The following is a 19263-nucleotide window of genomic DNA, read 5'->3' as shown; positions in this document are numbered from 1 at the left end:
TCGGGTGTAGGGTGGGTTAGTAAACTAGCGAAATTAGAGTTAAAGGAAAAAGGCAAAAATAATGGATAAACCGACACAAGCTTGGAGTGATATGGCCGCAGATTACGTCAATCTTTGGACGGAAACTGGGGCAAAAATGTGGTCAAGTTGGTTTGATATGATGGGGGCGATACCGACTCCTATGGGCAATATTAAACCAGAATTGCAAGAGGCAACCCAGCGCTATTTTGATAATCGGGATTTATTGATCAAATTCCTAAAATTATCGATGGAAGCTTGGGAAAGTATCTTTCCGAAAATGCAAACAGGAGAAGACTGGCAAACAATTTTAAATAATTATACCCAACAGATGCGCGGTCAACTGAATAGTTTTACTACCACCACTTCCCAAAGTAGTCAAGATGTCAGTCAACTATGGACAATTTACCTGCAACAATTGCAAAGTCTCAATCATTTATGGTTCGATCCTTTGGTGCTGTCAAATGACACAATAACCAAAGCTTGGTTAGGTAATACTTCTTCCTTGATCGAACTCAATAATATCTATTGGCAGAAGTTTTATGATGAAACTTTTGGCCAATGGTTACAGATGCCTTTATTGGGATTGCCGCGAGAATTTAACCGCAAATTACTCGATGGTTTTGAAACTTGGCGCGTTCTTTATCAAGCTAGTATTAACTATCAAATTGTGCTGGCTGATATTCAAGTTAAATCCTTTGAAGCTTTAACTAAAAAATTAGTTTTCCTAGCAGAAAAAGGTAAGCCTGTGAAGGATTGGCGAGAATTTCAAGATGTGTGGAGTGTCGTCGCTGATGATATTTTTGAAAAGGCTTTTTGTCAACCAGAAAACCTGAAAGTAAGAGGAAAATTTATTAATTCCCTCAATGATTATCGCCTCAAACAGCAGGATTTAATGGAAATTTACCTGCGCTCAATGAATCTGCCTACCCGCAGCGAAGTCGATGAAATTCATCGGACTATCTATGAATTACGCAAAGAGGTAAAAAGTCTCAAAAAAGCTTTAGGAGAAAAACAAGCAGTAGAAAGTAACAATTAGTTAATTATGCTTGACAATCAGTTATCAGTTATCAGTTATAATTCCCACTTCCCTACTTCCCTAGGAGAATTAAATTATGTGGCCATTTTTGACGCAAGTGAAACTGGAAGACTTTACCCAAGATTATCTAGAATTAACTCAGAAAAATCTCAAAGGTTTAGACAATCTCAAACGAGTTAAAGAAGAAGATATTCAGTGTGGAGTCTCGGAAAAAGAAGCAGTTTATCGGGAAGATAAAATCATTCTCTACCACTTTAAACCCGTGGTTGAAAAACCCTTCGAGATTCCCTTGCTGATGGTTTATGCTTTGGTCAATCGTCCCTACATGGTAGATTTACAGGAAGGGCGTTCTTTAGTGGCCAATCTGCTGAAATTAGGCTTAGATATCTACTTAATTGATTGGGGATATCCCACCAGAAGCGATCGCTGGTTAACCCTTGATGATTATATCAATGGTTATGTGGATAATTGCGTCGATTTTATTCGTCAAAGTCACCATCTCGACAAGATTAATCTCTTAGGAATCTGTCAGGGGGGAACCTTTAGTTTATGCTATAGTTCCCTCTATCCTGATAAGATAAAAAATCTGGTGACAATGGTGACACCAGTGGACTTTTATCAAACCGAGACCCTCTTAAATATGCGCGGGGGATGTTCCCTGGGTTCCGAAGCATTAGACATCGATTTAATGGTAGATACCATGGGTAATATTCCGGGAGATTTTCTCAACTTAGAGTTTCTGGAATTGAAACCTTTACAGTTAGGTTATCAGAAATACCTCGATTTTCCTGACATCATGGAAGACGAATCAAAATTAGTTAATTTTCTGCGTATGGAAAAATGGATTTTTGATAGTCCCGACCAAGCAGGAGAATCCTACCGACAGTTTCTCAAGGATTTCTATCAGCAAAATAAACTGATTAAAGGGGAAGTGATGTTAGGAGATAAACGGGTAGATTTACACAATCTGACTATGCCAATTCTCAATCTTTATGCGGATAAAGATCACCTTGTCCCTCCCGCTTCTTCCCTCGCTTTAGGGAATTATATCGGTACTTCTGACTATACCGCTTGTGCTTTCCCCGTCGGACATATCGGAATGTATGTCAGTGGCAAAGTGCAACGGGATTTACCCCCCGCTATTAGCGATTGGTTGAAAGCAAGAGGTTAACAATCCTCGCAGCTATACCCTTCTCCAGTTTGGGAGAGGGGTGTAACACAATACAATACATCGATAAAAAAACATCTACAGACAATAAAATAAACTTTTGTAACAGAGGATGTTAAGCACTGTTGCAAGATCGGGCAGAATCGGAGGATATCGTTTCTTTCGACTAAAACCCTGTGGTACACTGCAAAGCGTACTCGCTCGTAAGTATGTAGGAGAAAACCTGAGTGTTAAGAGTCGCTGTTGTGGGTTCAGGGCCGGCCGGTTCTTCGGCGGCAGAAACATTAGCTAAAGCAGGCATTGAAACCTATTTATTTGAACGCAAATTAGATAATGCTAAACCCTGTGGTGGAGCGATTCCTCTCTGTATGGTGAGCGAATTTGACCTACCTCCTGAAATTATCGATCGCCGGGTGAGAAAAATGAAAATGATCTCCCCCTCTAACGTCGAAGTCGATATTAATCTCGATAATCAAGACGAATATATCGGTATGTGTCGTCGGGAAGTCCTCGACGGTTTTATGAGAGAACGCGCCCATAAATTAGGAGCGCATTTAATCAACGGAACTGTTTACGGTCTCGATATTCCCACCAATAGCACCGATCCCTATACCCTACACTACGCCGATCACTCCCACGGCAATTCCCAAGGGGAAATGAAATCTCTGAAGGTGGATGTGGTTATCGGTGCCGACGGTGCTAATTCCCGCATTGCTAAAGCTATTGATGCTGGGGATTACAACTATGCGATCGCTTTCCAAGAACGCATCCGTCTCCCCCAAGATAAAATGGCCTACTACGAAGATCTGGCCGAAATGTATGTAGGGAAAGACGTATCCCCCGACTTCTACGCTTGGGTATTCCCCAAATACGATCACGTCGCCGTCGGTACTGGCACAATGAAGGTCAATAAAGCCATGATTAAAGACCTACAGGCTGGTATTCGCGCTCGTGCGGCCCGTCGTCTGGAAGGTGGCGAAATCATCCGCGTGGAGGCTCACCCCATCCCCGAACATCCCCGTCCTCGCCGTGTAGTTGGTCGTGTGGCCCTCGTTGGCGATGCTGCGGGAACAGTTACCAAGTCTTCGGGAGAAGGCATCTATTTCGCCGCTAAATCAGCGCGGATGTGTGCCGAAACCATTGTCGAAGTCACTAACGGTGGCCAACGTATTCCCACAGAGGACGAGTTAAAACTCTACCTCAAGCGTTGGGATAAGAAATACGGTATGACCTATCTGGTATTAGATATCCTGCAGCGGGTTTTCTATCGTACCGATGCCACCCGGGAAGCTTTTGTGGAAATGTGTTCCGATAAGGACGTACAGAAGATGACTTTTGACAGTTATCTCTATAAAACCGTTGTTCCCGCTAATCCTCTCGTACAGATGAAGATTACCGCTAAAACCATCGGTTCTCTCCTGCGCGGTAACGCTTTAGCTCCTTAAAATCAATGTGATAACCGGAAAACCCAATCTCCCCATAGCGGTGGTTGGGTTTTCTTTTTGGTTGTCCCTTCCTGTCTTCTCTAATTCAAACAAAAATATCGAAAAAATATGGTTCTTCGGTTTGTGTTATGCAATAGACGGGGGTTATAAGGGATGTAACCCTTATATAAAAAGGCATTTGTCGATTTTTGTCAATTGTTTTTGATCTAGAGCGAACTAATCAATTAAGTCTCTTGCCAGATAAGGATTTAGTCGATTTATGCCCCCCTATCAAACCATAACAAGTAACGAAGAGCCAAAAATATTTGATAAGCTGTTAAGCAATTTAAATGCGCGGGCAGCTGACAGTACAGTTTATGCCCTTTTGTTAAAGGGGAAGTCAAGATAGATGGTGTAAATGCGCTACTATTTAATGGTAAAGCCGTCCTCAAGAGACGGGGTTTCGGACTCAATTTTTCGATGACCAGAGTAAATCCGAAGTTAATTATTCATGGGGGAGCGAGTTCCCTAGAGGATAAAGGTGGTTTAGAATCAGTGCGCGATTCTCTCCGGGGGATTGTTAAGAATATTTACAACCTCCTTGACAATGGTGCTAGTGCTGTGGAGGCGGTGACAAAAGGATGTATGTTACTGGAGGATGAACCGCGATTTAATGCCGGGACTGGTTCGGTGGTGCAATCGGACGGTCAGGTGCGAATGAGTGCAGCCTTGATGGATGGTCGTCACCAGCGTTTAAGCGGTGTCATTAACGTCTCGCGGGTACAGAATCCCATTAGCCTAGCCCAATTTCTCCAAAGTCAAGAGGATCGCATTCTCTCGGAAATTGGGGCTGCAGATCTGGCCCGAGAATTACAAATTCCCCTCTATGATCCCCTCACCGATTATCGGATTCAAGAATGGATGGAAGAAAGAAAGACGAACTTTAATCGCAAAATGGCCCGTTTATTCGCCGATTCGTCAGCGCAACGGGGAACTATCGGGGTAGTAGCTCTTGATCAGCAAGGAGACATCGCCGCCGGAACTTCTACCGGGGGGAAGGGATTAGAAAGAATCGGTCGCGTTAGTGACAGTGCCATGCCGGCAGGCAATTATGCAAATCCATGGGCCGGAGTCAGTTGTACGGGGGTCGGGGAAGATATTATCGATGAGTGTTTAGCCGCTAAGGTGGTCATTCGCGTCACCGATGGTTTTTCCCTAGCCGCTGCCGTGGAGAAATCGATGCACGAATCCCAAACTAATGGTCGGGATCTGGGCATGATTTCCCTTGATCGTCAGGGTAATATTGTTTGGGGGAAAACGGCGGAAATTCTCTTGGCTGCCTATCACGACGGTCAGGCGATCGGTGATACCCTAGAATGGCACGGTGAAAACGCGGGTTTAATCGGTCATGTCGCCGTCGGATAGTGGAACAAACTGCGATCGAGCCTAGTCTTCTCGGTTAATCTGTGCAAGATACTTCTTTGCGAAAAATCTCCGTGTGGCAATATATTATTCCTATTTTTGACCCCGATGTGAAAAACTGGTCAGCCGAAGCGCGATTATTGCGCTGGATGACTTTTTTGTGGCTGTTAGTCGGGTTAGTGGTGCTTTTTTCCGCTTCCTACGCTCTGGCTGACAGTCGCTTTGATAACGGACTATACTATTTTGTCCGCCAATTAATCTGGCTTTGGATTGGCTTAATTGGCTTTAATTTCCTGGTGCGATTGCCGATCGAGAAACTCCTCAAAATCGCCCCCTGGATGATTTTATTAGTTTTAGGATTAATTTTGATCACTCTTATCCCCGGTTTGGGAGCTAATATCAACGGTGCCACCCGTTGGATTAAAATCGGGCCGATTCTCTTGCAACCGTCGGAATTGATGAAACCGTTTCTCGTCCTGCAAGGGGCGGCGGTTTTTGGTGGATGGCCGCGTTTAAATGTCAATCAACGGTTAACTTGGATCGCTATTTTCGGACTAATTCTAGCGGGTATTCTCCTACAACCTAACTTGAGTACCACTGCTCTGTGTGGTATAACTCTCTGGCTGATCGCTCTTGCCTCTGGTCTGCCTTTATCCTACATGACCAGCACCGCTCTACTGGGTGTAACTGTGGCCGTGGTTAGTGTTACTTTCCGCGAATACCAGAGAAAACGGATTTTATCTTTCCTAGACCCCTGGCAGGATCCCCGGGGTGATGGTTATCAATTAGTGCAGAGTTTACTGGCGATCGGTTCTGGCGGAACCACTGGCAGCGGTTACGGTCTATCCCAACAAAAATTATTTTATCTACCCTTCCCAGATACGGATTTTATTTTCGCTGTCTTTGGCGAGGAATTTGGTTTTATTGGCGGTATTTTACTGTTAGTCATGCTATTTCTCTACGCTACTCTTGCCCTGATCGTGGCGGTTAAATGTCGTCATCGCATCAAAAAATTAGTGGCGATCGGGGCGATGGTAATTTTAATCGGTCAATCTCTGTTAAATATCGGTGTGGCTACTGGTTCTTTACCCACTACGGGCCTACCTTTCCCTCTCTTTAGTTATGGCGGCAGTTCCAGTTTAGCCAGTCTCTTTTTAGCCGCCCTCTTAATCCGGGTGGCTAGGGAAGAAAATGACCCCGATCCAGTTCCCACCAGTAAAAAAAGTCCTCAGAAAACTGTCTCGGTTTTCAGTCATCAGTGATGAATTATGAATTATGAATTATGAAGTGGGAGAGTGGGAGAGTGGGGAAATTGAACTAAAACCCCAAAACCCCAACCCCCAACACCTAAAACCTATCTCCTATCTCCTGACTCCTAACCCGATATTAGTCAAAGATAAGCAAAAATTATTGATTGACTCCAAAAACTTGAGAATATTTAAATTAACATTCCGCAATATTTACAAATTCTTAAAAATTAATTGAGAAAGATTTTTATTTAACAACGATGTTACAATGGTTACAGCGATTTTACTGAATTTCATAATGGGTTGTTCTGTGCTTTTTTAGACAGCAACGCTTGAAACCCTTACCACACCTAGAAGGTGATCCTAATTAAGACAGGTAAATGAGTCAATTTCACCCACGACGATGATCTTTTTTTTGTGTAGTTTTATTGCAAAAAAAAAGTTTTTTTGACAAAAAGCACAAAATATGAATTATGAATTATGAATTATGAAGTGGGGTAGTGAAGTAGTGGGGAAGTGGCGCATTTGGCTGAAATTTCCCTAAATCTCTATCACCCTATCACCCTATCACCCTATCCCCTGCCTCCTGCCTCCTGCCTCCTGCCCCCTGCCCCCTGATTACTGACACTGATTACTGATCAGTGATCACTGATTACTGATCACTGATCACTGATCACTGATTGGGTGTCACCTTATCGATAACCTTGAGAGTCCCGTCATCATTAACAGTCCAGACATCGTAACTACCGACCACATCGCCATTTTCATCGATATCCACATTGCCACTGGCCCCCTGATAGTTAATATCCTCGCCTTTGCGAATCATTTCCATAGCTTGACAAGCATCGGTTACTTCCGTCCCCGGACCATTAGCCACCTCACGAATCTTGCTTTGAATCCCTTCACCAGTATTAGATTTAGCCGCCTCGGCTGCTAACATCAATAAAACCGCCGCATCCCAAGTATGGGGAACAAAAGCGGTGACATCCTTGCCGGTTTTTTCTTTCCAGAGGGTAGTAAAAGCGCTTAAAGCTTGACCGTCGGCCCCCGGGACTGTACCTAGGGCGCCGGCAATAATTGACTTACCATCGGTTCCTTTCCCCACCTGTTTAGTGAAATCTTCCGAAAAAACCCCATCAGTGAGGAGGACAGTAACTCCTTTGGTCAACCCCTGTTTATAGGCCGCTTGTAGTAATAAACTACCCGTTTCAGCGTAAAGGACTGCCGCTACAGCATCCGGTTGGTTAGCGAAGGCAGCCGCCGCTTCACTATCGAGAGTGGCAGCTTTCGGGTCATAACGGACGGGATTTTGCTTATTAGTGATCGTGCCGCCTAATTTATCGAAAGCGCTCACGAATTCCCGCTCAAATCCGACCCCATAATCGTTATTGATCACGACGGTGGCCACATCTTGAAAACCCTTTTTCTTAGCTAGGACAGCTAAAGCTTGAGCTTGGTAGGTGTCTGGGGGAGCCGTCCGCGCCCAAAAACCTTGAAAATCGCCTTTTTTCGCCCTGTCAGTAAATACAGGACTGGTGCTACCCGGAGAGACTAACATCACTTTATTTCTCACCGCCACATCGACGGCTGCTCCCGAGACGCTACTGGCAAAGGAACCGACCACACCAGCTACTTTATCCACCTCCGCTAGTTTCGTCATCGCCGAAGCACCGGCGGCGGGATCGGTTTGGTCATCTTCTTTCACGAGTGTGACGGGTTTGCCATTGACTCCACCACAGGCATTGATAGTCTCCACCGCTAGGGCGGCTGCTTCGGGCATATTTTGACCAATAGCGGCTAAATCTCCGGTAATGGGCAGTAATGCTCCTAATTTTAGTCCCTCATCACTGGGGGCAGTGGTGGTGGGACTAGAGGTGTTGTTATTCGGGGTTTGGGCATTATTACAAGCGGTTAAAAAATTAGCTAAGAGGCTGATGCTCAGGGTTAGGGCTAGGGGCGATCGAATATATCTCTGCATGGCAGTAAAATCAAGGATAAGTTAAGGTTGCAAGGCTGAAAAACCCAGACTGGGAAAATTCTAATCGATGTTAGCATTCTCTCCAAATCAAACAGGTTTCCATCTTAATTTAGACATTGATGGAAAAAATGGCTAATTTGTTCGATTTATGCCGTGGGAATTATAAATTATGAATTATGAATTATGAACTGGGGAGCAGGGAGCGGGGTAGTGGGGATAATAAGTAAAAATAATCTCCTGAATCCTGAATCCTGCCCCACCAACAAACTTTTTCAGTAAACCCACTTAGGAAGCCTTGGCTAAAACGGTGTTCTGGTTTAAAAACTGAATTGCGGTTTGGTATTGACTATCTTTTTCGGTGCCGATTTCCTCATAGGTGATCGGTTCCTGTTCCACCACTTGATCCGGCATAATGCCTAACTTATGAATATCATGGTGGGCAGGAGTTTCATATTTCGCCACAGTAATCGCTAATCCTGCCCCATCGGGTAACTCGAATAGGGACTGAATTAATCCCTTACCGAAAGTCTTTTCTCCCACTAAAACCCCTCGTTGATTGTCCTGTAATGCTCCAGCTAAAATCTCGCTGGCGCTGGCGGTTCCCTGATTGACTAAAACGACTAAAGGCGAGTCGGTTAAAGCATTGCCAGAAGCGGCAAAACTATCGGCAATTCCCTCACGATTAACCGTATAAACGATCGTTCCCTGATTAATCCACATCCGAGCGATTTCTATGCCTGCTTGCAGTAAACCACCGGGGTTATTTCTTAGATCCAAAATATAACCCTTTGCCCCTTGTTTTTGTAAATTTGTCACAGCTTCCGAGACTTCTTTGGCAGCGTTAGCACTAAATTGATTTAAGCGCACATAACCGATGGGCAAGGAACTAGAATTTTTATCTAAAACCGCTACCACTGGACTTAAGGAAATGCGTTGACGGGTTAAAGATAGGGTTTTTGTTTGACTTTTTTGATAGGGAAGAATGACTAAGGAAACTTCTGTTCCGGCGGTCCCGCGCATTTTGGCTGCTGCTGCATCGAGGGTTAAAGTAGTGGTATCGATGCCATCAATAAACAAAATGCGATCGTGGCTAGTTAAACCAGCGGCCTCAGCAGGAGAACCAGCAAGGGGGGCAACTACTTCTAAGTAACCATTATCGGGATTGATATTAATTTGCAGTCCTACCCCCGATAATTCCCCCGTGGTGCTAATTTGTAGGTTATGGTATTGATCCGGTCGCAGGAGACGGGTAAAGGGTTCATCGAGAGTGGCTAACATCTGTTCGATCGCATTATAGGCCGCCGTCCGATCGTTGAGGGGTTTTTTGATGAATTGTTCCCGCACCTGCCACCAGTTTTGATGATTAAATGTGTCATCATAATAAGATTGGTTGACTAATCGCCAAGATTGCAGTAATAATTTTTGTTCTTCGCTAAAGGCGGCTGCTGTGGGTGTCCATGCCATCCAAGTCAGACAAAACCAAAATCCCACTAATAATCCCACCCACAACGATTTTTTTCTCATCTTGCTTCTCTTATAAATCCAGTGCTGATCTGCTGATTATTTTCAGTATAGTCTTTTCTCTGAAATCGATTCTTATCTGGTAAGCTAAGACGCATCTTAACCGAAGTCGGTTGGATTAGCTGAATCTCTGCCAATGCGTTTACTGTTGCCTCTTGCCTCTTGCCTCTTGCCTCATCTCAACAAGCAATTTAAATGCGCGGGCAGCTTAACTCTTTCCCTTGAAGGCACTCCCATAAAAAAGAGGGTAGTTATGGTTAACTACCCTGAAAAATTCTACTAAATTGGTGCAATTAAGCGATCGCTTAATTGTTCAGCCACTAGACAGCCACAACTTTTTTGCTGACTTGGGTTAATTGCCCTTTAGCATATTTGGCTGCGTAGTCATCGAGGGACATTTGTTTGATTTTGCTGGCGTTACCGGCGGTACCAAATTGTTGATAGCGATCGGCACAAACTTTCTGCATATATGTGATCGAGGGTTTCAGGAAGAAACGGGGATCAAACTCTTTCGGGTTGCTGAATAGCGCTTCCCGAACTGCGGCGGTAATGGCTAAACGGCAGTCGGTGTCGATATTGATTTTACGCACACCACTCTTGATGCCTTTTTGGATTTCTTCCACGGGAACACCGTAGGTTTCAGGGATAGCGCCACCGAATTGGTTGATTAATTCGAGGAGATCTTCAGGAACCGAGGAAGAACCGTGCATAACCAAGTGAGTATTGGGTAAGCGGTTATGAATTTCTTCAATGCGGCTAATAGCGAGAATTTCGCCGGTGGGTTTGCGGGTAAATTTGTAAGCGCCGTGGCTAGTACCAATGGCTACTGCTAAAGCATCTACTTGGGTTCTTTCGACGAAATCCACCGCTTCATCGGGATCGGTTAACAGCATCGAGTGATCTAATTCTCCCTCAAAACCGTGACCGTCTTCCGCTTCTCCTTTACCAGTTTCTAGGGAACCTAAACAACCGAGTTCCCCTTCCACACTAGCACCGATCGAATGGGCAACTTTTACCACTTCAGCAGTAACATTAACGTTGTACTCGTAGGTGGCGGGAGTTTTAGCATCCGCTTCTAAGGAACCATCCATCATGACGCTGGTGAAACCGTTACGGATCGCCGAGTAGCAGGTGGCGGGTTCATTACCGTGATCTTGGTGCATCACGATGGGGATATGAGGATAGGTTTCCACCGCAGCGGTGATCAAGTGACGCAGGAAGTTTTCCCCTGCATATTTGCGCGCACCGCGAGAAGCTTGCAGGATAACGGGGCTATCGGTGGCTGCCGCCGCTTGCATGATCGCTTGGATCTGCTCCATATTATTTACGTTAAAAGCGGGGATGCCATATCCGTTCTCAGCCGCGTGATCCAACAATAACCGCATGGGGACGAGTGCCATATCCTTTACTCCTTAATCTATTTCTTGTTTTTTGTCTCTTTAAATTCAAGAAAGTTAATTCTCTTACCTGTTAATCTTAAGATAGTTTTTACACTTTGACGATCCCCAAAAAAATTTTTTTCGGGTTTCGTCCTAAGATGACCACAATCTCCGTTGCGGTGGGCCGTTAAGTAGTTCGTGTGTATTAAATAGCAGCTGGGGAATTGGCAATTTTTCCGGGCAGCGAGGTAAACAATCACCACATTCAGTACAATTATTGGCCTTGCGTCCGGGGAACCAATGACCAGCATTTTCCAGCATTCGATAGCGATACTGGCCAAAATCGGTCATTTCGTAAGCCACTGCCAGATTCCGCAGTCTCAACACTTCAGGGATGTTAATATTTTCGGGACAGGGTAAACATTGATAACATTGACTACATAGATCTGTGGCCAATTTATCGGTTAAATGTGCCTCTAAACGCTTAAAAACGGCAATTTCTGCCGCATCTAGGGGCTGATCTCGTTCGGATACGTTAATAATTGCCTCTAATTCCTCTGGGATCGCTGCCCCGACGCTGAGGGTAGTAATGCGCGGATCACTTAATAAAAAGCGATAATTTAGCTCTAGGGGTGAAAAAGGGGCGCATAATTCCTCTAGCTTCTTGGGAGGTCTGTGGAGACTACCTCCCTTATCAGCAGGGGAGATAATAAACACACCCATGTCCTTTGTTTGCGCCAAAGCGATCGCTGGTTGCTGTCTTTGCCAAAAAAAATAGTAATGGATATTGACAAAAGCGAAGAAATCTGTATTGATTGTCTCCAGAATAATTTCTAGGGGTGCATGGGTAGAAAAGCCAATATGGCCGATTTTTCCAGCTTCTTGGGCCATAAAAACGGCTTTCATGCAGCCTTGCGGGTCTTTAATCCAGTTTAAATGCTCGCGGGTGTTAATACCGTGAATTGCTAGACAATCGAGGTAATTTAATTGTAATCGTTCTAGGGATTCGGCGATCGCTTTTTCCATAGTTTGGCGATCGGGAGTGGGGACTAATTTCGTAGTCAGATAAACCCGCTCCCGCACCCCTTGACGCTGCAGATAGCGACCGAGAAAAACTTCGCTATTACCGTAACCTCTGGCCGTTTCTAGGTGATTAATCCCCAATTCTAGGGCGCGATCGAGTGTTGCGGCAAATACCGACTCTGAGGACAAACAGCGCATTGTCCCCAGGGAAAACAGCGAAAATTGCCAATTAGTACGGCCAAATCGTCGATAACGCATTGATTCACGGATTTATTCGAGGTATAAAAGTCTGTCCAATTGAGAGGTTTAGTTTCTTGATTTTCGTATTCTTGTATTTGCCAGAGGATTGCTCTGGCCGTATGCTTTAAAGAGATTAAAACTTGCTTAAACTGACTTGTTTTCTCTGTCATTGTTTGACAGCCCCAATAAATTCTGAATGTAAGTTTGGAATCCCTCCAAACCGCCATCGTCATCCCAACGCTGTCTGAAAGTTGGTAACTTCTCCAATTCCATCACATTCCCACCCTGATACCTGACTCGATAATCAAACATCGCATCTGCTTTGGCTGATACAGGTGGATTATCAAAATCAATAGCCCAAAGCACCTCAACATTTCGATAGATGTCATAATCATCCTTGCCAATTTCACGTTGGGCTTTGCAGTCGAGAACTTTTACTAAATGGGTAACATACCCTTGCTGCCTGAGTAGTATCAAACTACCTTTTTCGGGTTTATTGGCATTGACTTCATCGTCTTTCCATGCCAGTTTGAAGGAATCAGAAACCTTATATTCCCGATATGCCCATGTACCATCGTGTCGCCTTACATTTTTAGTCCACTTCAGATATTGTAAATCCATGTCAATATCTCTAAATAAAACTATAAGTTAAACTTGATCGCGATGACGACGATCGGCGATAAAAGACTCTACTAATTTAACATCTTCGACACTACCGATCACTAAAGGTGTTCGGTAGTGTAATTTATCGGGAACGATATCTAAAAGATTTGTCAACCCATCACTAGCTTTACCTCCTGCCTGTTCAATTAAAAAAGCAAGGGGTGCAGTTTCATAAATTAAGCGCAATTTTCCCTGGGGATTTTTAACAGTACCCGGATAGAGAAAAACTCCACCCTGCATTAAAATTCGATGGATATCTCCCACTAATGCCCCACTGTAACGGGCCGTGTAACCATCATGACGGTGGACATAACGGGTATAGTCGCGAATCGCCTCATCCCACTGCCAAAAATTGCCCTCATTGGTACTATAAATTGGACCATGGTCGGGGATAATAATATTCTCTTGGGCGAGGATAAATTCCCCTAAACTGGGGTCAAGGACAAAAGCATGAACACCGCGACCGATCGAGTAAACTAAAATAGTCGAGGGTCCGTAGAGAATATAGCCAGCTGCTATTTGTTTACGACCATTTTGCAGTAAATCCCGCGCTTCTCCGTCTAAATCATTGTCTTCCTGTTGACGGATGGCAAAAATCGAACCCACATTTAGGTTAATATCCACATTGGAAGAACCATCGATCGGGTCGTAGAGTAGAGTATAGCGACCGATGGGACAGTTTTCTGGGATATAATAGGGTTTATCCATTTCCTCGGAAGCAAGACGGCAAACTAAACCACTTTGCTTAAAAACCGAGATAAATACTTCATTGGCAAAAACGTCCATTTTCTTGACTGATTCCCCTTGGACGTTGGTTTCTCCGGTAAAACCTAGCACATCCGCCATTAATCCCGCTTTACTGAGACGACGGGCAATTAATTTCCCCGCTAGGGCAATCCGACTCATAATTGCGCTTAAATCCTGTGCGTCGGGGGAAAAGCTTTGTAGTTGTTGCAGGACGTGACGGGAGAGGGTGGTACAATCTCGATCGAGGCTATATTCGGGGATAGAAAAGGGAATATTGTTAACCATAACTGTAATTGCCAGTAATAAAGTAAAAAAGTGAAAACCCGTCTAGTTTCAATTGTGACTATGGTTTGATCCTAGCCAAAAATTTCCCTATTGTTGGCCAATTTTTAGATCAGTTTTAGAGTTGGCTAATTTTTACCCCATTGATCATTAAATCTCGGTCAATAAGTAGCTGGTTATAATTAAATTGAAGATGGATACCCCCTTGATAAGGGGGGTGTTGATACCCCCTTAATCCCCCCTTGATAAGGGGGGTGTTGATACCCCCTTAATCCCCCCTTGATAAGGGGGGTGTTGATACCCCCTTAATCCCCCCTTGATAAGGGGGGTGTCTGACAGTTTTTAACACTAACTACTTAGTTGCCCTCTCAATTTAAGTCGATGGGGATGCACCGGGCAAGCGTTTATATTTCAAGTAATAGGCAAAAACTGTTATTAAAACAATAATTATTGTGCCGATACCTAAATAGTTAGGAACCCAAAAATCTGCCGCGATGGTATTAATTTCTCCCGGTTTTAAATGCCAAATTAACTGATTTTCAACTTGTTCTACTGAGGGATTTAATCGTGAGTCATCTTCAATATTTTGACCTGCAAAGGGAGTCTTTAAAGCGAAGTCGATATCGACTAAGGAACCGGGGCTAATGATAATATTTCCCTGTTCAGAAAGTACACCTAAAGCCCGCAAATCAACGGTTAATTTTAAGTTTTTCTGGGTCAAAAAGAACCAATCTTGTTCTGTCACTGCCAGTTTTGAATCTAGTTGCAGTAATTTGCTATCATCGGTATTAGGAGAATTTGTGATTTTAAAGGAAGAACTAGGATCAAAAAACTGATTGAATTTTTCCTCTAATTCCTGACTATTACTAAAGGGAATATTGACAATTATTTCTCGTTCGGAAATATGAGCGGTTTTCCCCTTAAGTAATTTTGCCCTCTGTTCGATACTATTTAACCATTTAGTGGCTTCGGTTTGACTGAGACTGGTTAAACGTTGTCCGAGGGTGATATGTTGAATAATTTCCCCGTGGTGTTGGTGGGGAAAATTAATGCCCACATCGTAACGGACACAGCCAGTTAAAAAGAGAAAAATACCGCATAAAAAGGGCAGAATAAAGCGGTTTTTCCCGATTTTTTCGGTGGTTGGTTGATTCATAATTAATCTTCTTCTAAGTCGTCATAACTTGCTGAACTGCCACCGCTAACCGTAACTAGATCGATTTGCTGACGATAATAGTCTACATCTTTTACCTCCACTTCTACCTCATCACCGAGACGATAGGCAACGCGATTTTTCCGTCCTACCAAACAGCTATGACGAGCGCGATATTCGTACCAATCATCCTTGAGAGAAGAAACATGGACCAATCCTTCCACTAATAAATCGGAAATTTCCACGAAGAAACCATAGGATTGTACACCGGTAATTAAGCCGCGAAAAACTTGACCCATTCTTTCTTTCATTTTCTCGGCTTTTTTCAATCCTTCTAGGTCTTTTTCCGCATCTTCAGCAATTTTTGAGCGATCATTGAGATGGGAAACAATTAGATGGCTTTCTTCTTCTAACTCCTCCTGAATTTGACTTGGGAGAATATTCCAATTAATCTGTCCATGACAGCTATTACTGCCCAAATTAAACCCAACTTTGACGATTTTGCTGCGGCGATCTTTCCCCTCGGTTAATAGGAGTTTTAACACCCGTTGTACCCAAAGATCAGCATATCTTTGTAGGGGGGAGAGACAGTGGGTATAATTGCTAGGATAGGCCAAACCAAAATGGGGTAGAGGATGGCTGCTATATCTAACTAATTTGAGAGTTTCTTGCAGCAGATAATTGAGGACTTTCACCGATGAAGAAGCGGAAAAAGTGCGGGTGAGATTTTGATAGTCATTGGGTTTAATCTCCTCCTCGGCAGTTAAATTTAATTCTGCCCCTAAATTATTGGCCAATTTGAGTAAATCCTCCAATTCATCCCAATCTGGTTCCGATTGTCCACAGTAGATACAGGGCAAGTTTAAAGCTTGCAAATGTTCAGCGACAACTTTGCCGGCTAAAATTGCCACTTCTGTCAGTAAAGAACGGGCCGGTAAATTATTAGAAGCGAGAACAGTCCCCCCCCGTCCTTCGTCTTTGTAGGGAGAGATTTTGTCTAATTGAATATCAAAACTACCCCGCTGGAGACGTTGGGATTTGAGGGTGGGGCAAACGCTGAAAAATAAATCTTTCAAGGTTTCAACGGTATCGGTGGGGGCAGCTGCGCTATCTTCTTCACTGAGCAGATCGCGCACCTGTTGATAGGTAAAATGTTGATCCACTTGGATGAGGCTGCGGGTGATTTCGTACTCCACTAGCTCCCCCTTATCATCGAGGGTGACGAGGATAGAAATAGCGGGGCGCTGTTCTTGGGGTGACAGGGAACAACGACTGGCAAGGGCAGCCGGGACTAATGGCAGCACTTTTTCGCCTAAATAGACGGCAGTTCCCCGTTTTTTGGCAACTTTATCCAATAATCCGCCCCGTTCGATGTAACGGGTGACATCGCTGATATGAATGGCGACTTGCCAGCGATTTTGGTTGATTTTCTCTAAAGAAAAGGCATTTTCAATGATTGGGGGATAATCCAGGGGGGTGTCATCTTCGATGGTAAAGGTGAAGAGTTGGGTTAAATTTCGCAGTTGTTCTTTTTCGCCACTATCGAAGAAATCTGCTAAATTATCGGCAATTTCGAGGGCTTCTGGCGGAAAATTATGGGGGAGATCGTGTTTACAGGAGACGATATCCGTGTCGGCAGCGGCCTCGGCAGTAGAACCGAGAATGCGAGTAACTTTACCGATGGGAGGCATTTCCCCTAGGGGATAACGGAGGACGGAAACATGAACGAGGTGATCGATATTTTCTTGGAGATTTTGACCATTTTCGAGGAGATTAAGCGTAAATTTAAGGCGATCATCGAGGGGAACCGCCACAAACTGCTCATTTTCCTGTTTTACTTGCGCTAGAAGCGAAGGATTAGCTCGTTCGAGAATTAATCTCACCTCTCCTTCTGGGGAACGACGACGGGTTCCCTCGCGGATGATTTTGACTAAAACTCGATCGCCATTCCAAGCGTTACTGAGATGATTTTTCGAGACGTAGATGTCATCAGCATCTTCGATATCTTGGATAGCAAAGCAAAATTCTTTACTGGAACAGCGCAGTTTTGCTTCTACGATATTTTCCTCGATCACACGACGATAGCGCCCGCGTTCTTTGACAACCATTCCCAGACGTTCCAAAGCATCGAGAATCACTTGCAATTTTTCGCAGCTTTCGGGATCGTCTTCGCAGCCTAATTTTTTTTCGAGAAGTTTACCCGTAGCTAATTTATCATCACTAAGATGAGAGAGAAGTGTGGCGATCGAGAAGTCCATCTAACAATAATCCTTACTTACAAGACACTGACGGAATGGTGGACAATTAAGTTTAAATACTTATATAATGAGAGGATTGATTTAAACCATTGACTCGAGAGATTGTCTCTATCGGGCTAATTGCGATCGCTGTAGGTAACAGTGAAGGTAAACTAAGCAAGCATCGAACACCCGAACCTACCTTGAGAATTATCGAATCCTTCCTTAGGATAAGCCAATAGCGAACACTGGCATACTTTTTGGCGATCGCTTGTCTTTCTGGCAGAAGCTTCAGCCTAGTAGAATCTTGTTACTATGGGCAAGGCTAATCCTAGGACTGAAAATTTTATCTAATCTTTGATCTTAGCAAGAACTTGCTACATTTTTCCATAATTACGATAGAGTATTCTAGTATAAGTACAAAAGAACTCGAAAAAGTCACCATGTTGCAAAAGTTACGCCAACGTTACCCCCAAGTTGCCCTGATTAGCGAGTTAGTTCAAATCGATCACGGTAAGTATATTGTGAGAGCGATCATCGAAATTGAGGGAAAAACGGTCGTTACAGGTTTAGCAGCGGCAGATACGGTGGAAATCGCCGAAGATAGAGCCAGAGAACGAGCTTTACTGCTTTTAGAGGCTGAAAACACCCCCGATCTCCAGCTTGTGGAAAAAATCAGCCCCAATAATATTTCTCTGCCAGAAGATTTACCTAAAACCGTCCCTAGTGCCAAAAAATCGACTAAAACGGCTAAAGTCACTGAAATACCTCGTCCTGAAGCTAAAATTGAACTGGAATTACCCCAAGTTCAGGATATTCCCCTAGCTAAAATTGAACCGGAATTACCCCAGGTTCAGGATATTCCCCCAGCTAAAATTGAACCGGAATTACCTGAAGTTAAGGATATTCCCCCGGCTAAAATTGAACCGGAATTACCCCAAGTTCAGGATATTCCTTTACCGGAACCAGAGCCTTTATTATTAGAAATGGAACCCGATAATTACTCCTTATTATCAGAATTGCCAGAAGAAGCGAGTTTAACTGAAGAAGAACCCCCGGCACTGGAACCAGTTGTTATTATTCCCGAAGAAATCGACTATTCAGTGCTTAAAACTAAAATTGATGTGGAGATGAAACGATTAGCTTGGACTACAGAAAAAGGTCGGGAATACCTGATTTCTACCTATGGCAAAAAGTCCCGTTTACTGCTAACTAATGAGGAGTTATTAGAATTCTATAACTACTTATCTGGTATCAGTGCCTAATCACTAAACCTGCTGCATAAATTAAAAATCTTCCGTTAAGTGAGGAGTCTCCGAGCCAGTATTCTCCGAGTCAGGAGAAGCAGAAAGAAATAGATTATTTTCTACTGCTAGAAAAGCGATCTTTTTCTGGAAAATGCAATTAAAAACTCACTTTTGCGGGAGATATAATACTAAATCCGTTGAGTATAGGCTACATATCAAGACAGGCAAAAGGCAAAAGGCAAAAGGGGAAATAAATAATCAGTTTTTAATCACCAGATTTAGTATATAGCGGTGTGCAGTCGTATGAGGTACAGTGTCACGAGCTATAAACCATGCTAGGCAAAGCTTGGTTTGTATCTCACTCAAGCGCTTACCGCTATAATAAAAAGGAAGCTATTAGCTGCCAGTCTTTTTATCCCTATCTCACTGATAACTGATAACTGATAACTGATAACTGATAACTGATAACTGATAA

The 19263-nt window shown here is 43.7% G+C and carries 15 protein-coding genes; 6 read left to right on the top strand and 9 right to left on the bottom strand.

Translation table 11 applies throughout. The features are described from left to right. Nucleotides 1–61 precede the first annotated feature (61 nt). The 5 genes from phaE to IQ234_RS02680 all read left to right on the top strand — a co-directional run bounded on the left by phaE (nucleotide 62) and on the right by IQ234_RS02680 (nucleotide 6333). Nucleotides 62–1057 (top strand): class III poly(R)-hydroxyalkanoic acid synthase subunit PhaE, encoded by a 996-nt coding sequence (gene phaE / locus IQ234_RS02700; protein ID WP_193955936.1) that lies wholly within the window; start codon nucleotides 62–64, stop codon nucleotides 1055–1057. Between the two features lie 76 nt (nucleotides 1058–1133). Continuing rightward, on the top strand, nucleotides 1134–2228 hold the full coding sequence (locus IQ234_RS02695; protein WP_193955935.1) for a class III poly(R)-hydroxyalkanoic acid synthase subunit PhaC: 1095 nt from the start codon (nucleotides 1134–1136) through the stop codon (nucleotides 2226–2228). 224 nt (nucleotides 2229–2452) lie between these two features. Beyond that, entirely contained in the window at nucleotides 2453–3670 is a 1218-nt protein-coding gene (chlP, locus tag IQ234_RS02690) for a geranylgeranyl reductase (protein WP_002735532.1), read from the top strand. Nucleotides 3671–4129: 459 nt separating this feature from the next. Further along, nucleotides 4130–5074 (top strand): isoaspartyl peptidase/L-asparaginase, encoded by a 945-nt coding sequence (locus tag IQ234_RS02685; RefSeq protein WP_110578284.1) that lies wholly within the window; start codon nucleotides 4130–4132, stop codon nucleotides 5072–5074. Between the two features lie 71 nt (nucleotides 5075–5145). Beyond that, nucleotides 5146–6333 carry an FtsW/RodA/SpoVE family cell cycle protein gene (locus IQ234_RS02680; RefSeq protein WP_193955949.1) on the top strand — a complete coding sequence of 396 codons (1188 nt, stop codon included), beginning with the start codon at nucleotides 5146–5148 and terminating at the stop codon, nucleotides 6331–6333. A 658-nt stretch (nucleotides 6334–6991) separates the two neighbouring features. Here IQ234_RS02680 and IQ234_RS02675 read toward each other — a convergent pair. The 9 genes from IQ234_RS02675 to IQ234_RS02635 all read right to left on the bottom strand — a co-directional run bounded on the left by IQ234_RS02675 (nucleotide 6992) and on the right by IQ234_RS02635 (nucleotide 17562). Next, nucleotides 6992–8296 (bottom strand): ABC transporter substrate-binding protein, encoded by a 1305-nt coding sequence (locus IQ234_RS02675; RefSeq protein ID WP_193955934.1) that lies wholly within the window; start codon nucleotides 8294–8296, stop codon nucleotides 6992–6994. A gap of 285 nt (nucleotides 8297–8581) precedes the next feature. Further along, nucleotides 8582–9820 (bottom strand): carboxyl-terminal processing protease CtpA, encoded by a 1239-nt coding sequence (ctpA, locus tag IQ234_RS02670; protein WP_193955933.1) that lies wholly within the window; start codon nucleotides 9818–9820, stop codon nucleotides 8582–8584. 317 nt (nucleotides 9821–10137) lie between these two features. Next, the gene (gene fba, locus IQ234_RS02665; protein WP_002744497.1) at nucleotides 10138–11217 is read right to left on the bottom strand and encodes a class II fructose-bisphosphate aldolase; all 1080 of its coding nucleotides are present in this window, start codon (nucleotides 11215–11217) and stop codon (nucleotides 10138–10140) included. Nucleotides 11218–11349: 132 nt separating this feature from the next. Further along, entirely contained in the window at nucleotides 11350–12477 is a 1128-nt protein-coding gene (locus tag IQ234_RS02660) for an aldo/keto reductase (RefSeq protein ID WP_193955932.1), read from the bottom strand. Then, nucleotides 12363–12629: a hypothetical protein gene (locus tag IQ234_RS02655; protein ID WP_193955950.1), complete on the bottom strand. Its 267-nt coding sequence runs from the start codon at nucleotides 12627–12629 to the stop codon at nucleotides 12363–12365. Before IQ234_RS02655 ends, IQ234_RS02660 begins: the two co-directional genes overlap by 115 nt. After that, nucleotides 12604–13080: a hypothetical protein gene (locus IQ234_RS02650; RefSeq protein WP_193955931.1), complete on the bottom strand. Its 477-nt coding sequence runs from the start codon at nucleotides 13078–13080 to the stop codon at nucleotides 12604–12606. The genes IQ234_RS02655 and IQ234_RS02650 overlap by 26 nt, the downstream gene beginning before the upstream one ends. Before the next feature lie 27 nt (nucleotides 13081–13107). After that, nucleotides 13108–14154 carry a class 1 fructose-bisphosphatase gene (gene fbp / locus IQ234_RS02645; RefSeq protein ID WP_228008348.1) on the bottom strand — a complete coding sequence of 349 codons (1047 nt, stop codon included), beginning with the start codon at nucleotides 14152–14154 and terminating at the stop codon, nucleotides 13108–13110. Between the two features lie 370 nt (nucleotides 14155–14524). After that, nucleotides 14525–15307: a DUF3153 domain-containing protein gene (locus IQ234_RS02640; RefSeq protein ID WP_193955930.1), complete on the bottom strand. Its 783-nt coding sequence runs from the start codon at nucleotides 15305–15307 to the stop codon at nucleotides 14525–14527. A 2-nt stretch (nucleotides 15308–15309) separates the two neighbouring features. Next, nucleotides 15310–17562, bottom strand: coding sequence for a ribonuclease R family protein (locus tag IQ234_RS02635; RefSeq protein WP_193955929.1), 2253 nt, complete (start codon nucleotides 17560–17562; stop codon nucleotides 15310–15312). 422 nt (nucleotides 17563–17984) lie between these two features. Here IQ234_RS02635 and IQ234_RS02630 point away from each other — a divergent pair, with 422 nt between their 5' ends. Further along, a complete protein-coding gene (locus IQ234_RS02630) occupies nucleotides 17985–18806 on the top strand; it encodes a hypothetical protein (protein WP_193955928.1) in 822 nt (273 codons plus the stop codon). Nucleotides 18807–19263 lie beyond the last annotated feature (457 nt).

The organism is Microcystis aeruginosa LEGE 91341 (genome assembly GCF_015206885.1).
Lineage (GTDB): Bacteria > Cyanobacteriota > Cyanobacteriia > Cyanobacteriales > Microcystaceae > Microcystis > Microcystis aeruginosa_H.
The sequence above is the reverse complement of the archived record's forward strand: the minus strand, read 5'-3'. Positions and strand labels throughout refer to the sequence as shown.